Source organism: Kribbella sp. NPDC050470 (assembly GCF_044458365.1).
GTDB lineage: Bacteria > Actinomycetota > Actinomycetes > Propionibacteriales > Kribbellaceae > Kribbella.
The window spans coordinates 578,196-593,411 of sequence record NZ_JBITHV010000002.1; the positions used below are offsets into that span (position 1 = coordinate 578,196).

The following is a 15,216-nucleotide window of genomic DNA, read 5'->3' on the forward strand; positions in this document are numbered from 1 at the left end:
CCTTGTGTGGGATCGGTTCGATGGGGTACAGACGGACAGGTAGTCCAAGGCAACCATCGACAGAACGGGGAAACACGATGGGTATGTTCGACAACCTCAAGGACAAGGCGACGGATGCCGTCGACGAGCACGGTGACAAGGTGGGCGAGGGCGTCGACAAGGCCGGCGAGTTCGCCGACGAGAAGACCGGTGGCGAGCACGGCGACAAGATCGACCAGGGCACCGACTTCGCCAAGGACCGGCTGGACGGTCTCGACGGGCAGGACGACGACATCCAGTAGCGGTTTCCCAAGCAGAGACGCCGAGCGGCCGCGGGTTCCACCGCGGCCGCTCGCCCTTCTACACCGGCACCTTCCACTTCTGCGGGTCGAGACCGTTGCAGTCGTAGATCTGCAGGTCGGTGCCGTCTGCCGTGGCACCGTTGGGTGCGTCGAGGCATCTACCTGACTGCGGATTCAGCAGCGAGCCGTTCGGTTGCGGCTGCCAGATCTGGCCGCCGGCCGTTCCGCAGTCCCATAGTTGGACCTTGGTCAGGTTCGCCGTACCGTTGCCGACGATGTCCAGGCACTTGCCGAAGGCGCGAATGGTGCCGTCGGCCATCATCGTCCACTGCTGACCCGGTACGGCGCCACACGTCCACAGCTGCACGGCTCGTCCGTTGACCGCGGTGTTGGTGTCCACGTCAAGGCACTTCCCGGCCGCGGCCGGGCCGGTGATCGCTCCGGTCGGTCCACCGACGACACCGGTCCCGAACCGCACCTGGCACTGGTTGCCCGTGCCCAACCACGTCGCCGCTAGGTAGAGGAACGACGTACCGTTCGCCGACGGGACGATCGGCGAGCTGTACCCAGGGCAGGCCGGGACGCCGACCGCGTAGCCGCCGGTCGGGTTGACGTTGACCGGTGCTTCGAGTTCGGTCCAGCTGCCGCTGCCGAGCGAGGTGTTCGCGAAGAGGACCGAGCCCGACTCCGCCATCACTGCCTTGTTGCCGGTCGGTCCGGTGACGACACGCTGGCCGGACAGCAGCAGCGTGCCGTTCGGTCCGCCGCCTGGCACCCAGGCGAGGTACGGCGTGTGCAGCAACTGGCGGCCGTCACTCGTCTGGACCAGCGTGCCGGGGTTGTTCGTCGGCGCCCAGTTGAGGCCGTCCGGGCTGGTCTTGATGTAGACCTCGCAGGCGTGGTCCGCGTTCGTCGCGTCCCGGCACATCTCGTAGGTCATCATGAACTGACCGTTCGGCAGCGCGGTGATGATCGACATCCCCGGGCGGGCGAGGTTGTCGGCCGGGAACGCGATGTCCGTGGTGATGCTGCCGCTCCAGCTCACGCCGCCGTTGGTCGAGGTGTAGTGGCCGATGATCTGGTTGTTGGTCGGCGACCCGGCCGGACGTTCGTCGGAGATGAAGCAGGCGAGGGTGTTGTTCGGCGCCAGCAGAAACTAGGGCTCCCAGATGCCGTGGCCGATGGTGTTGGGCTGGCCGCTGGTCTGCGTGCAGTTCGACAGGTACTGCCAGGTCGCGCCGTGGTCGGTGCTCTTGGACACCTCGACCTTCTGCGCGGTGAAGTTGCCTTCGTCCCACGCCGTACCGGCGGCGAGCAGGTCACCTTGGTTGAGCCCGTTCGCGGTCCGCGGCACCTCGTAGATCACCGGAGCGCCGAGATCCCAGCCGGCCGTGTTGGAAGTGATCGTGCTGATCGGGTTGGCGCCGAACGTTGCGCCGCCGTCGGTACTGCGGAAGACCGGGAAGGCGCTGGGGCCGGATTCGTTGCGGCGGGCAAACGTCGCCAGGACGGTCCGGCCGGCGCTCCCGTCGTGGTCGAGCCGGATCGCCCGCGGGTAGCTGGCGTCGGCGTTCGGATAGGTGGAGAGGTTGGGACTGTAGAGCACGTTCCCCGGCGGCGCGGCGGCCGCCGGGGTGGTCACCAGGGCGGCGGCGACCACAGCCAAGGCGACCAGCAACCTGCAAACGGACATGAGACCTCCTCGGATAGGGGCGGATTCCCGAGATCAGTGCAGGACGATGTCTACGAAGGTGCGCGCGACGACGGCGCCGGACGCGTCGGTGACCCACAACTGGAGCCGTCCTGGAGTCGCCACGACATCGGTCGGGTCCGTCACGACGAACGGCTTCGCGTCGACCGGCGCGGACCCAGTTGCCCACTGCAACGTCCCCACCAACGGATCCCGCCCGTGATGCGAAACCCGAACCGGCACCGTCACCTCGCCGGCACTGACCAGGTCCCGTCCAGGAGCCTCGGGGGTCACGTCGACGATCAGGGTGGTTTCGGCGTGGACGTCGGCGGGAACTGTGCCGCCTAGGTCCTTGGGGCGGCGGTCGTAGGTGTAGATGCCTACCGTTTCGTGCTCGATGTCGTAGAGCTCGGTGAAGATGTAGCCGGCGTTGCGGGCGTGCCGGCGGAGTTCCTGGGTCTGCCAGCGCAGGTGCCAACCACGCTCCACACTGGTCGACCCACCGCCGTACTCGCCGTTCAGCTGGATCCGGTCCGACGGGTCGAACCCGGGCGCCGCGATCGTCTTGGTGGCCACGAAGTCCGGGCCGAGCCGGACCGGGAAGCTCCCGTCCGCGGTGTTGACCAGCCGGTCCACGACCGCCGCCCAGGACCCGATGTTCTCGTCGTAGTAGTGCCAGTCCACGAGATCGGTCTCGACATGCGCCCACCCGGAGTTGTCGACAATCGGACGACTCGGGTCCGCGTCCCGGATGATCCGGTAGGCCCGCCGCACGGCGTCCTGTTTCGCGGGATCACCGGGGACGTCCCAGTCGAGTCCCCACTCCTCGTTGTACGCACCCCAGATCACGATGCTCGGGTGGTTGCCGTCGCGCTCGACCATCCCGGCGGTGACCGCTTCGAAAGCAGCAACGGCTTCCGGCGTGAAGCGGCCGGTCGACGGCGGCTCGGCCCAGACCAGCATGCCGACCTTGTCAGCCCAGTACAGCCAGCGCGGATCCTCGAGCTTCAAGTGCTTCCGGACCAGGTTGAACCCGGCCTCCCGCGCCAGCTCGAGGTCCCGCTTGAGCGCGTCGTCGGTCGGCGCGGTGTGACCGCCGGTGGGCCAGAAGCCCTGATCCAGCACGCCACGGACGTACGTCGGCACGCCGTTCAGCAGCAGGTTGTTGCCTTGCCACTCGATCCGCCGCAACCCTGTGTAGCCGCGGACCGTGTCCTCGCCGGCGGTGACGACGACGTCGTACAGGTGGGGATCTTCAGGGCTCCACAACCGCGGCTCGGAGATCGGCAGGGTGACCGGGCCGGTCAGGTCGTCGAACTCGTGGACGGCGACGCCGGGGATCTCGATCCGGACCGGCGACGGGCCGGTCACGGTCACCTCGATGCCGTCGAGCTCCGGGGTCGGGCGGAGGGTGAGCTGGGAGATGTACTCCGCCGGTCGCGGCTCGAGCCACACGGCCTGCCAGATCCCGCTGGACGGGGAGAACGCACAGCCGTCGTAGTCGTCGGCCGGCATGCTCCGCTGCTTCCCGTGCGGGATGAACCGCTTGTCCAGCGGCGCGTCCACGCGCACCACCAGCGTGCCGGTCCCGTCGTCCAGCAGGTCGGTGATGTCAGCCTCGAACGGCAGATACCCACCCTCATGCTCGACTGCCGGCTGACCGTTGACCCACACGGTGGCGTGATGGTGCACGGCACCGAAGTGCAGGATGGTCCGCTGCCCGGCCCACTCCGCAGGCCGCTCGATCCGCCGCCGATACCAGGCGACAGGCAACCAATGCGCGACCACACCCGACGCAGGATGCTCCCAGGGGAACGGGACGACGATGGTTGCCGGGAACTCGTCATCCGGCTGCACGGTGCCGGCTGGGTCGGGTGCGAAGTCCCACTCGCCGTTGAGGTTCAGCCACTGGGTCGAGCGGTCGAAGTGTGGGCGGGGGTAGTCGGGGCGTGGTGTGTTCACAGGGTTCTCCAGTCAGCCTTTGAGGCTTCCGGCCATGACGCCTTTGATGAGGTGGCGTTGCAGGGCGATGAAGACGATGAGGACGGGGATCGCGGCGATCGTGCTGGCGGCCAGCAGCTGACCCCAGACACTGGTCCAGTCGGCGCCGAGCTGGCCGGAGCGGATGTTCTGCGCCAGCGCGGACAGCATCACCTGGAGGGTCTGGTGCTGCTCGTCGTTCACCGCCACGACCGGCCAGACGAAGTCGTTGTAGATGTTGATGAAGGTCAGCACGCCGAGCGCCGCCAGCCCCGGCCGGATCACCGGGACCACGATGCTCGCGAAGATCCGCAGCTCGCCGGCGCCGTCCACCCGGGCGGCGTCGAGCAGCTCGTCCGGGATCGACATGATCACCTGCCGCATCCAGAACACCCCGAACGCGTCGATCGCCCCCGGCAGGATCAGCGCCTGGAACGTGCTGACCCAACCGAGCTGACTCATCTCCAGCAGCAGCGGGATGAGCAGCACGAGCGTCGGCAGCATCAACGTGGTCAGCACCGTGCCGAACAGCAGCCGCTTGCCGGGGAAGTCGTACTTCGCGAAGGCGAACCCGGCCATCGGGCAGAACACCATCGTCAACGCGCCCTTGACGAGTACGACGATCGCGGTGTTCCGGAACCCGGTCTCGATCGGGATCGTGTCCAGCATCGCCCGGAAGTTGCCCAGCGTGAGCTGCCCCAGGTCGAAGCTGAACGGCCGCGCGATGATGTCGCCACCGGGCTTCAGCGACGAAGCCATCATCCACAGCAACGGCGCCAGGCTGATGACAGCGGCGATGGTGAGCAACCCGTAGCGACCGACAGCAGAGAGCTTCATCCGTCCTCCCGGGAACGCAGCAGCCGGATCGAGGCGAGCGACAGCGCGAGCACCATCACCACGAGCAGCATCGAGTTCGCCGCGCCGAGACCGAGGTCGGAGTTGGTGATGTGCTTGTACAGGTAGAGTCCGGCGGTGCGGGTCCCGTTGAACGGTCCGCCGCCGGTGACGACGTACGGCTCGGCGAAGAGCTGGAACACGGTCAGCGTCCCGATCACGACGACGAAGCTCAACGTGCGGGTAACCAGCGGGACCGTGATCGACCAGAACTGGTGCCACGCGTTCGCGCCGTCGATCCGGGCGGCCTCGTAGACGTCCGAGGGGATTGTCGACAATCCCGCCATCAACAAGATGACGGCGTACCCGGTGGTCCGCCACAAGACCAGGAGCGCGACGGTCACCTTGGCCCAGATCGACGTTGTCAGCCAGCCGACCGCCGGCAGGCCGAGCGAGGTCAGGCCGTGGTTGACCGCTCCGAAGTCCTGGTCGAACAAGATGATCCAGACCTGCGCCATCGCCACCAGCGGCGTGACGAACGGCGCGATCAACGCGGCGCTGAACAACGCCCGAAACCTTGCCTTGCGCAACGCCACCGCGATCGTCAGCGCGATCAGCACCTGCGCCGGTACGACGAGCAGCCACAGCCCACCGGACACGGCCATCGACTGCCAGAAGTCCGGGCTCGCCAGCAGGAACCGGTAGTTCGCCAACCCGATGAACTCCAGCACCCCGGCCCCGTGCCAGTTGGTGAAGCTCAACTGCAGCGCGAAGAAGATCGGATACGCGCTGAACGCCGCGAACACCAGCACGAACGGCGCGACGAACAGGTACGGCGCAGCCTTGACCCGGCGGCGGTGTCGTACCGGATGCGCCTCCCGCCGAGTCTGGGCCGCCTCGGTGACGGTCACCATCAACTGGGCCCCATCAGGTTCTTCTGGATCTGGGTGGCCGAGGTCTTCAGCACCTCGTCCGGACTCATCTGCCCGGCGAGCAACTTCTGCACGTTGACGCCGAAGTAGTCGACCGCCTTGCCCCACCAGGTCGGGATCGAGTACCCGCCCGGGACCTGCCTGCCCGCCTCGACCGCGACCTTCCACAGGTCCTGCCCGCCGAGCGCGTCGATCGGCTTGAACAGCGGCGCGTTCGGGTCGAGCGCCGGCAGGTACGACGGGATCGACGTGTTCAGGCCACCCGGGTACACGTCGTTCGGCCCGTAGACCGCGGTGTACCCCTCCTTGCTGAACACCAGGTGCTCGTACAGCCGCCAGGCCAGCTCCGGGTTCTTCGACTTCGCCGGGATGACGAACGACGAACCGCCCATCACCCCGGACCGGGCGCCACCCTCCTGCCAGGCCGGCAGCGCGGTCGCCCGCCACTTGCCCTTGCTTGCCTTGAGCAACTGCTGCGGCGCGAACACGAACCACTGCGCCCACGGCACGAACACCTGCGTCCCGTTGTCCTGGGTCTGCAGGTCGGTCGGCTGGGTGTACTTCGCCAGCGTCCCCAGCCCGTCGGCCCGCACCTGGTCGAGCCAGGTCAGCGCGTTTCGGTACGGATCGGAGTCGATCGTGAGCTTGCCCGCCGCGTCGACCATCGCGCCGCCCTGCTGGTTGGCGAACATGTCGATCCACAGCTGGGCCAGGAACTGGTCGTTCTCCAGGTGGATCGGCTTCGCCTTCGGGAACTTCTCCCGGACCGTCCTGGCCGCGCCGAGGAGGGCGTCGTACGTCGTCAGGCTCGCCGGATCGACACCCGCCTGGGTGACGATGTCCTCGCGGTAGAACAGCAGGCCGGGGTCGAGGTCCCACGGCACCGCGACGACCTTGCCGTCGACGGTCACCACCCCGAGCTTGTACGGCGCGATGTCCGCCTTGTACTGCTCGATCAGCTGACTGAGGTCGTGCAGGTGCGGCGCGACCCCGGTCAGCAGCGCGTCGTCGTAGAACGCGCCGTCGGGCACGCCGGCGCCGCTGATCAGCGTGGCCGGGAGCTTGGCGTTGATGTCGACGGCGACGTGGTTGACCTTCACCTGCGGGTACTTCGCGGTGAAGCTCGCGATCGCCTTGTCGAAGACCTTGAACAGGTCGCCGGTGCGGTCCCAGATGGTGAGCTCACCGGACGGGGGCGTAGTCGCGCTGCTCGGCAGCGGAGTGCTGCCGGTGGTGTTCCCCGGCGCGCAGGCGCCGAGTCCGCCGGCGATCAGGGCGGCACCAGCGCCCCGGAGCACGGTGCGGCGGGAGACAGGGGACGAGAACGAAGTGGTCATGGCGCTTCCTCATGACTTCGGCAGAGCTGATGACTTCTGCGGGGCTTGCAACGTTGCAAGGAACGCTCGGAACGCTATGCTTGCAACGTTGCAAGTGTCAAGAGCTCGCCGACCGGGAAGAGGTACCCAGTGCCCGCCACACTGCGTGAAGTCGCCGAACGGGCCGGTGTCTCGGTCCGGACGGTGTCGAACGTCGTCAACGACTTTCCCCAGGTCGCCGCGGAGACCCGGGCCCGGGTGCAGCGAGCGCTGGACGAGCTCGGCTACCAGCCCAACGCGGTCGCCCGCACGCTGCGGCGCGGCCGGTCCGGGCTGATCGCGCTGGTGCTGCCGGAGCTCGACGTACCGTACTTCGCCGAGCTGACCCGGGCCGTGATCGAGCAGGCAGCATCCGCCGGCTACACGGTCGTGGTCGACCAGACCGACGGCGACCCGGTGCGCGAGCGGGAGCTGGTGATGCGCGGCAACCGCGCGGCGATGTTCGACGGGCTGATCTTCAGCCCGCTCGCCCTGGGCGACGCGGATCTCCGCGATCGCCCGTCCTCCACCCCGGTGGTGCTGCTCGGTGAGCGCGTCGTGCAGGGCGGGCTCGACCACATCATGATCGACAACGTCGCCGCCGCCGGGCTCGCGACCCGGCACCTGATCGATCTCGGCCGGCAGCGGATCGCCGCCATCGGCGACCAGTCCGACGAGAGCCGCAAGACCGGCCAGTTGCGGACCCAGGGCTATCGCAGCGCCTTGCACGCGGCCGGCCTCGAGGTGGTGCCGGAGCTGATCCGTCCGACCGAGTTCTTCCACCGATCCGACGGCGCGGCCGCGATGGCCGAGCTGCTCGCGTTGCCCGATCCCCCGGACGCGGTCTTCTGCTACAACGACCTGCTGGCGCTGGGCGCGCTGCGCACGATCCTCAGCCGCGGCCTCCGTGTTCCCGAGGACATCGCGCTGGTCGGCTTCGACGACATCGAGGACGGCCGCTACAGCACGCCGAGCCTGACCACGATCCGCCCCGACAAGACCCAGATCGCGAAGCACGCCGTCCAGCTGCTGCTGAGCCGCCTCGACGGTGACCAGTCGCCACCGGCCGAGCTCCCGGCCGACTACGACCTCGTCATACGGGAGAGCACGACCGGCCCTGCGACGCACTGAGCACGCGGAATCCGGTGGTGGGTGGCCTGGGGCGGCGGGTAGCGTCCGGGCATGGAGCTCGGGTTGTTGCGGCAGGCGATCGAGTTGGCGCGGGTGAACGGCTCCGAGGGGCAGTTGCCGTTCGGGGCGGTGATCGCCAACGGGGACGAGGTGGTGGCGACCGGGGTGAACACCGCGCTGCGGGACAACGACCCGACGGCGCACGGCGAGGTCGTGGCCGTCCGGGCCGCCTGTCGTGAGCTCGGCACGATCACCCTGACCGGTACGACGCTCTACACGAGCTGCGAACCGTGCCCGATCTGCCACACGACCGCGATCGCCACCGAGATCGACCGCATCGTCTACGCAGCCCCGAAGGAGTGGGTGCCTGATCTCGGTACGCCGTTCGCCCCTGTGCTGATCGACATCCAGGCGGCCGCCCGGCAGCTCGACCCGGATCGCATCGTGCAGATCGAGCTCGCCGAGGCGCGCGAACCGTTCGCCGCCTTCCTGGAGGCGCGACGGTGAAGCTCGGGCTGAACCTGCTCAACTACGGCCCGGGCACCACACCCGAGTCGTTGCTGGGCTGGGCCCGGTTCGCCGAGGACTCCGGGTTCGCGCTCGCGACGATCTCGGACCACATCGCTCTGACCCCCGAGGTGCAGGCGCTGTACCCGGTCCCGTTCTACGACCCGTTCACCACGATCACCTGGCTCGCCGCGCACACCACCCGGCTGGAGCTCGGCACGTCGGTCGCGGTCCTCCCCTACCGCCATCCGTTGCAGACCGCCCGGGTCGGAGCCAACCTCGCGCACTTCAGCGGCGGGCGGTTCATCCTAGGGGTCGGATCCGGCTGGTCCGAGGAGGAGTACGCGGCCCTCGGTGTGCCGTTCGACCGTCGTGGTCCGATCACCGACGAGTACCTGGCCGCGATCGTGGATGCCTGGAGCAACGACATCACCACGTCACCCGGGCCGCACGCGCCGTACGGCGAGATCCACACCGGACCGCGGCCGGCGCCGCGCCCGCCGGTGTGGGTCGGCGGGGCTGGCCGGGCGGCGGTCCGGCGGGCAGTTCAGTACGGCGATGCCTGGCACCCGATCAACCCGCATCCACACTGGCTGCGCGACACGGGGATGCCGATGCTGCGCCGGGCCGCGACCGAGGCGGGCGCGGACCTGCCGGCCCTTTGCCCGCGGATCCGGGCCCACCCGACGACCGAGCTCGCCGACGACGACCGCGTGCTCGGCGAGGGCTCCCTCGACCAGATCAAGGCCGACCTGGCCGGGCTCGCCGAGCTCGGCGCGGAGTACGTCGTACTCGACACCTACATCAGCCCGGACGTCCGCCGTACCGCCGAAGAGGACTGGCGGATCCTCGAGACGGTGGCCTCCCTCCAGCCCTAGCCGTTGCTGGTTCCCCGAGCGCACAATCGAAGGTGGGGGACGGAGGTTGGGACATGTGGCAGCCGGATGGGTGGGATGTGCGGGTACGGCTCGGGGTGCTGACGCCGCATGGGGATGTCGGGCCGGAGTCGGAGTTGCAGGCGATGGCGCCGGAGGGTGTGCGGGTGCATGCGGCGCGGGTTCCGTTCGGGGCGATGACGACCGGCGGGTTGATGGATCCGACGATCGCGCTGGCGCCGGTGCAGATGTTCGTCCAGCCGCCGTACATCGACGACGCGGTCGCGCTGCTCGCCGCGGCCCCATTAGGTGCCATCGGCATCGGTTTCACGAGCTCGTCGTACCTGAACGGCGCCGACGGTGAGCACAAGGTCGTCGAGCGGCTGGAAGGGCACAGCGCCGGCATCCCGGTGGTCGCGACCTGCGCCTCGGCGGTGGCGGGTCTGCGCCGGCTGAACGCGCGGACGCTCGCGATCTTCGACCCGCCATGGTTCGACGCCGAGCTCAACCGGCTGGGCGGCGAGTACTTCGCGTCGCAGGAGTTCGACGTCGTGCTGCGCAAACCCTGTGGGCTGCCGAGCAACCAGCGCAGCGTCAACCCGTCCGAGCTCTACGCCTGGGTCCGCAAGTACACGCCCGACGAGGCCGAGGCCGTGTTCATCGGCGGCAACGGTTTCCGTGCCGTCGGCATCGTCTCGGCGCTCGAGGAGGACCTCGGCCGTCCGGTGCTGACGGCCAACTCGGCACTGCTCTGGGGGCTTCTGCACGCTGCCGGCTGCGCCGCGCGTCCAACTGGTTACGGAAAGCTCTTCACCACCTGACCGGACCTCTGACAGACTGGCGATCCGCGTCGAGGCCGGAGGTGCTGGGGTGGTTGCGGATCTGCCGGGACAGCTTGCCCGGACCAAGCGTTTCCGGGCCGGTGCGCCGGGCAACCATGGGATCGCCGGCGCCGGACGGTTCGTGGTCTACCTGCGCGACGACGCGCTCTGGGCGTACGACGTCGCCGAGCAGCACGAGCGACGCGTCGGCCCGGCATCGTCGTACGACGGTCATGGCGCCACCCTGCTCGTGATCCGCGAGCACGACCTGTTCCTGGCCGACCTGATCGGCCGGCACTTCGACCAACTACCGGTCGAGAACGTCGATGTGGCGCGCCTCGACCCGAGTGGGAAGACGATCGCGTTCGGCCGCGACCGCGCGCTGCACCTCATCGACGTGGACGGCAAGAACGAACGCTCGCTCGCCAAGGCCGACGGCGGGAACGTCTTCTGGGGAAGGCCGGAGTTCACGGCCTGGATGTCGATGGGACGTGGCGACGGGATGTGGTGGTCGCCCGACGGCCAACGCCTGCTGGCAACCCGCGTCGACGAGAGCCGGGTCCAGGTCCGATTCATCGCGGATCCAACCGACCCGACCGCGGAGCCGAAGCCGTTCCGCTATCCAGCCGCGGGTACGGCGAACGCCGACGTCCGGCTGTTCGTGTTCGACCTCAACGGCGAGCGGCGCGAGGTGCAGTGGGACCGGGAGCGGTTCGAGTACGTCGTTCGCGGCCTGTGGACGGCCGAGCGGCCGCTGATCGCCGTCCAGACAAGGGATCAGCGGTGTCTGCAGGTGCTCGAGGTTGATCCCGGATCGGGCGCGACCACGCTGGTTCGCGAGGTGACGGATCCGCAGTTCGTCGGCGTACCCGAGGGTGTGCCGCGGCAGACGGCGTCCGGCCGGTTGGTGTGGATCGAGCGGGACGAGGCGGTCGACACGTACCGGCTGATGATCGGCGACGAGGCCGTGACACCGCCCGGGTTGCAGGTCGCCGATGTCTCCTGGGTCATCGGTGAGACCGTGACCTTCACGGCCCAGCCGGATCCGACCGAGGTCCACATGTATGTCTGGGATGGCGACGTACGGCGGTTGACCGACGAGCCCGGTGTCCACGACGGATTGGTGGCCGACGGCACCGTAGTGCTGGACTCACGAACGCCGGCCGGACGGCGGATCACAGTCAACGGGGAAGAGTTGCCATCCGTCGAGGAGGAGCCGGTGCTCGACCTGCGGGTCGAGTTCGTCAGCTCCGGGCCACGTGAGCTGCGGACCGCGGTGTTCCGGCCGTCATGGCATGAGCCCGGGTCTTCGAAGCTTCCGGTGCTGCTGACGCCGTACGGAGGTCCCGGGCAGCAGCTCGTACAGCGTTACCGGTCGCCGTTCTTCCTGACCTCGCAATGGTTTGCCGAGCACGGGTTCATCGTGCTCACCACGGACGGTCGCGGCACGCCGGGACGCGGGCCGGCGTTCGACCGCGCGACGGTCGGCGACATCCTCGAGCCGGTGCTCGACGACCAGATCGACGCCCTGCACGCGATTGCCGAGCAGTACGGCGACCTCGACCTCGACCGGGTCGCGATTCGCGGCTGGAGCTACGGCGGCTACCTGGCCATCGGAGCACTGCTGCACCGGCCGGACGTGTTCCATGCAGCGATCGGCGGGGCCGCGGTCACGGATCAGCGCTGGTACGACTCGTACTGGAAGGAACGCTTCCTCGGTCATCCGGACGAGCAGGCGGAGGCATACCGCCGTACCTCACTGCTGCCGTACGCCGCCAACCTCAGCCGACCGCTGTTGCTGATCCAGGGGCTGGCCGACGCGAACGTCTGGCCGGGCAACGCCTTCCGCTTCGCCGGCGCCCTCAACGCGCTCGGCACACCGCACGAGTTCGTCATGCTCCCCGGGGAAGGCCATGCGGTGAAGGATCCGCAGACGGTCGAGAACCTCCTGCACCGGCAGCTCAACTTCCTGCGGCAGAGCCTTCCTGCCTGAGCAGGTCCGTAATCATCTGGTCCGGGTCGGTCATCCAGCGCGGGGCAGACATGATGCCCAGGGCAACCTGCACATGCTCGAAGAGACTGTGCAGGTCCTTGCGAGCCACGCTCAGGAAGAGGTCGTCCCCCGCCCAGGAGACGTCGCCACCGGCTTCGGTGTAAGCAGTCAAGACCCGCTGAATGCCTTCCGGCGCACCGGCCGCGAAGATGTGCGCGACCCGGCCGGCCTCGAGGGCTGCGCTGTCGACGCGCACGCTATCCCAGTCGATCAGAACCGGGCCGTTCGGCGTCATCAGCAGGTTGTGCGTCTTGAAGTCGCCGTGGGTCATCACGCAGTCGGGGGCGTCGTCGCAGGCGGCCGTGATGCGGGCGGTCACGGCGGTGATGTCCGGCAGCCGTTCCCACGCGAGTGGCGCCCACGTCTTGCCGAGGCGGTCGGCTTCGGTGAACCACTGCTCCCAGTCGGCTTGCGGTTTGAGCGCCGTACGCCACCATTCGGGGAGGCCGGCCCGGCCGAGCGGTTGGAGTTGATGCACCTGGGCCATCGTCCGGCCGAGCCACTCGGAGATGTCGTCGTCCGCGCTCAACGGGCGGCTCGCGATCCAGCGATAGACCCTGAACAGGCGATCCTCAACCCGCGTGACCCACCCGGCCACCGGGTCGACCGGAGCCACCGGCTCGGCGAGATCGATCCCTGCGGAGTGCGCGCGCTGCTCGAAGTCCATCGCCATCGTGAGCTGATCGAGCAGCCCACCCGAGGTGAACTGGCCGCCGGTGTCGGGCCAGTAGCCCTTCACGAAGTACTCCCCCGTCGCCGTCTCCAGCCGCCAGGTGTCGGTATCCCCACGACGAACCAGGTCCAGCTCCCCCACCGCCTCCCCTAACTCGAAGGCGGCGGCGATCATCGGCGCGGTCGGCACGTACACGAACGGTCTCCTCCACGGCTGAGAACGACGACGCCTGCTACAACGCGCCGTCCACTGCACTGGTTCCAGCGGACGCACGCTGCATCCGGAGTACCAGATACCGCGATGGAGGCGTTCCGCCGGATGCTGTGGTGGATCCCGGGCACCGGCCCCGCCACCACCACTGACCGCAAAACACGTCAAGCGGGTGGGCCGAGGGCGGGGCACGATGGGGTGATGGGGACCGACGCGTTCGACGAGTTTCTAGGGGTGCTGGCCGGGGCGCTGGAGGATGCGGTCGCGGACGGCGAGGAGCTGGCGCGGCGGGTGGGGTTGTCGCGGTTCCACCTGGATCGGATGGTGGCGGCCGCGGCCGGTGAGCCGCCGGGCCGGATGCGACGCCGGGTGCTGCTGGAGCGGGCGTCGTACCGGCTGCTCACGACGACCTGGTCGATCCTCGACGTCGCGGTCGAAGCCGGCTACAGCACGCACGAGTCGTTCACCCGGGCCTTCAGCCGGGCGTACGGCGTCGCGCCGGCGACCTGGCGCCGACAGCCGACGCGACTGCAGATCGGTTCGCCGCGTGGCGTGCACTTCCATCCGCCGGCCGGGATCCGGGTGCCGGCCAGAGAGAAGGTGAGTTCGATGGACGTCCTGACGCGGATGGTCGAGCACCACGTGTGGCTCGCCGGCGAACTGATGACCCAGGCGGCGACCCTCCCGGACGACCGCCTCGACGCCCCGATCGAGCTGTCCATCTCGGGCGTCGACGACGATCCGACCGTACGTCGACTGCTAGCGCGACTCGTGATCCAGCTGGAGATGTGGACCGCCGCAATCGCCGGTCGCCCCTATGACTTCAGCACCGAGGAGCGGCCCTCGATCAGCCAGTTGCAGGAACGGCTGGCCGTCGCCGGCCCGGAGTTCCTCGACCAGGTACGCACGGTCTGCGCCGACGCCCGCCTCGACGAACTCATCGTCTGCCCCGGCGAGACGATCGAGATCTACACCATCGGCGCAGTAATCGCCCACGTCCTGACCTACGCCGCCCACCGCCGCACCCTCCTAACCGCCGCCCTCACCACCGAAGGCCTCCCCACCCTCCCCACCACCGACCCCATCCACTGGCTAACCCACCCCACCTAACCCACCCCCGCCCGACCCCGAACACCCCGCCCGACCCCGAACACCCCGCCCACCCCCGCGAGCCCGCCTCCCCGTCCCACTCCCGCGCCGCCCGCCTCCCCGCTCCACCCCCACGCGACCACCTCCCCGCCCGACCCCCACGCGACCTCCCCGCCACACTCCCGCGAGCCCGCCTCCCCGTCCCACGCCCGCGCCGACCGCCTCCCCGCCACACTCCTGCGCGATCGCCTCCTCGCCTGCCGCCGCGACCCCCTCCGCGCCCCACCCCCACGAGACCACCTTCCCGTCCCACCCCTCGTAAGACCGCCTCCCGCCGCCGCAACCGCCGCCCCCGTGCCGCGCCCGTAAGACCGCCTCCCCGTCCCACCCCGGCGAGACCGCCTCCCCCGCCCCTCCTCCACCCGTCCCCACCGGCAACTTCAGGGGATATCCCTCCGCGTTGTGGGTTCTCCGCTCGTAGACGAGTGGGGAACCCACAATGGCATGGGATATCCGGCTCTTGTGACTGATGTGTGGTTGGTATGGCGGGTGTGCTGGTCTGGCTGGGCCATGGGTGAGTCTGCGGTGGCGGCGAGACGGGAGGGCATGCATTTCGACAGGTAGTGCCGGGTCGACGGTGGTGCGGTTGAGCGCCGTCGGGTCGGCGTGTACGGCGTTTCGCCGGTGCACTACCTGTCCGCATGTCCCGGCCCTCCACGCAACGTCGTCCGCGGTAGGCGACCACAACTGCCAGCCTGGTGCGGGCCGTGGCCGGCGGGGCTCCG

Annotated in this window: 14 protein-coding genes; 7 read left to right on the forward strand and 7 right to left on the reverse strand. The window is 69.0% G+C overall.

What is annotated here, in order from left to right:
* Nucleotides 1–77: 77 nt before the first annotated feature.
* Nucleotides 78–281, forward strand: coding sequence for an antitoxin (locus ACIBGM_RS07375; protein WP_396384794.1), 204 nt, complete (start codon nucleotides 78–80; stop codon nucleotides 279–281).
* Between the two features lie 58 nt (nucleotides 282–339).
* Here ACIBGM_RS07375 and ACIBGM_RS07380 read toward each other — a convergent pair whose 3' ends face one another.
* The 6 genes from ACIBGM_RS07380 to ACIBGM_RS07405 all read right to left on the reverse strand — a co-directional run bounded on the left by ACIBGM_RS07380 (nucleotide 340) and on the right by ACIBGM_RS07405 (nucleotide 7,054).
* Entirely contained in the window at nucleotides 340–1,326 is a 987-nt protein-coding gene (locus ACIBGM_RS07380) for a ricin-type beta-trefoil lectin domain protein (RefSeq protein WP_396384795.1), read from the reverse strand.
* 111 nt (nucleotides 1,327–1,437) lie between these two features.
* Nucleotides 1,438–1,974 (reverse strand): hypothetical protein, encoded by a 537-nt coding sequence (locus tag ACIBGM_RS07385; protein WP_396384796.1) that lies wholly within the window; start codon nucleotides 1,972–1,974, stop codon nucleotides 1,438–1,440.
* Between the two features lie 33 nt (nucleotides 1,975–2,007).
* Complete coding sequence (locus tag ACIBGM_RS07390; protein ID WP_396384797.1) at nucleotides 2,008–3,933, reverse strand: glycoside hydrolase family 2 protein; 1,926 nt, start codon at nucleotides 3,931–3,933, stop codon at nucleotides 2,008–2,010.
* 12 nt (nucleotides 3,934–3,945) lie between these two features.
* Nucleotides 3,946–4,788, reverse strand: a complete 843-nt coding sequence (locus ACIBGM_RS07395; RefSeq protein ID WP_360536003.1) for a carbohydrate ABC transporter permease — start codon at nucleotides 4,786–4,788, stop codon at nucleotides 3,946–3,948.
* Complete coding sequence (locus ACIBGM_RS07400; protein ID WP_360536005.1) at nucleotides 4,785–5,699, reverse strand: sugar ABC transporter permease; 915 nt, start codon at nucleotides 5,697–5,699, stop codon at nucleotides 4,785–4,787. Before ACIBGM_RS07400 ends, ACIBGM_RS07395 begins: the two co-directional genes overlap by 4 nt.
* Nucleotides 5,699–7,054: an ABC transporter substrate-binding protein gene (locus tag ACIBGM_RS07405; protein ID WP_396384798.1), complete on the reverse strand. Its 1,356-nt coding sequence runs from the start codon at nucleotides 7,052–7,054 to the stop codon at nucleotides 5,699–5,701. The genes ACIBGM_RS07400 and ACIBGM_RS07405 overlap by 1 nt, the downstream gene beginning before the upstream one ends.
* 129 nt (nucleotides 7,055–7,183) lie before the next feature.
* Here ACIBGM_RS07405 and ACIBGM_RS07410 point away from each other — a divergent pair, with 129 nt between their 5' ends.
* Genes ACIBGM_RS07410 through ACIBGM_RS07430 form a run of 5 tightly spaced genes read left to right on the forward strand, consistent with a single transcriptional unit; the run spans nucleotide 7,184 to nucleotide 12,399 of the window.
* The gene (locus ACIBGM_RS07410) at nucleotides 7,184–8,203 is read left to right on the forward strand and encodes a LacI family DNA-binding transcriptional regulator (RefSeq protein ID WP_360536009.1); all 1,020 of its coding nucleotides are present in this window, start codon (nucleotides 7,184–7,186) and stop codon (nucleotides 8,201–8,203) included.
* 51 nt (nucleotides 8,204–8,254) lie between these two features.
* Nucleotides 8,255–8,710: a nucleoside deaminase gene (locus ACIBGM_RS07415; protein WP_360536011.1), complete on the forward strand. Its 456-nt coding sequence runs from the start codon at nucleotides 8,255–8,257 to the stop codon at nucleotides 8,708–8,710.
* Nucleotides 8,707–9,588, forward strand: a complete 882-nt coding sequence (locus ACIBGM_RS07420; protein WP_360536013.1) for a TIGR03619 family F420-dependent LLM class oxidoreductase — start codon at nucleotides 8,707–8,709, stop codon at nucleotides 9,586–9,588. Before ACIBGM_RS07415 ends, ACIBGM_RS07420 begins: the two co-directional genes overlap by 4 nt.
* 53 nt (nucleotides 9,589–9,641) lie before the next feature.
* Entirely contained in the window at nucleotides 9,642–10,406 is a 765-nt protein-coding gene (locus ACIBGM_RS07425; protein ID WP_360536015.1) for a maleate cis-trans isomerase, read from the forward strand.
* 49 nt (nucleotides 10,407–10,455) lie between these two features.
* Nucleotides 10,456–12,399: a prolyl oligopeptidase family serine peptidase gene (locus tag ACIBGM_RS07430; RefSeq protein WP_396384799.1), complete on the forward strand. Its 1,944-nt coding sequence runs from the start codon at nucleotides 10,456–10,458 to the stop codon at nucleotides 12,397–12,399.
* On the opposite strand, the gene ACIBGM_RS07435 is transcribed toward ACIBGM_RS07430, so the two are convergent.
* Nucleotides 12,368–13,327 carry a phosphotransferase enzyme family protein gene (locus ACIBGM_RS07435; RefSeq protein WP_396384800.1) on the reverse strand — a complete coding sequence of 320 codons (960 nt, stop codon included), beginning with the start codon at nucleotides 13,325–13,327 and terminating at the stop codon, nucleotides 12,368–12,370. The two genes, ACIBGM_RS07430 and ACIBGM_RS07435, sit on opposite strands and share 32 nt — an antisense overlap.
* Before the next feature lie 216 nt (nucleotides 13,328–13,543).
* On the opposite strand from ACIBGM_RS07435, the gene ACIBGM_RS07440 reads away from it, so the two are divergent.
* The gene (locus ACIBGM_RS07440) at nucleotides 13,544–14,452 is read left to right on the forward strand and encodes a helix-turn-helix domain-containing protein (protein ID WP_396384801.1); all 909 of its coding nucleotides are present in this window, start codon (nucleotides 13,544–13,546) and stop codon (nucleotides 14,450–14,452) included.
* Nucleotides 14,453–15,216 lie beyond the last annotated feature (764 nt).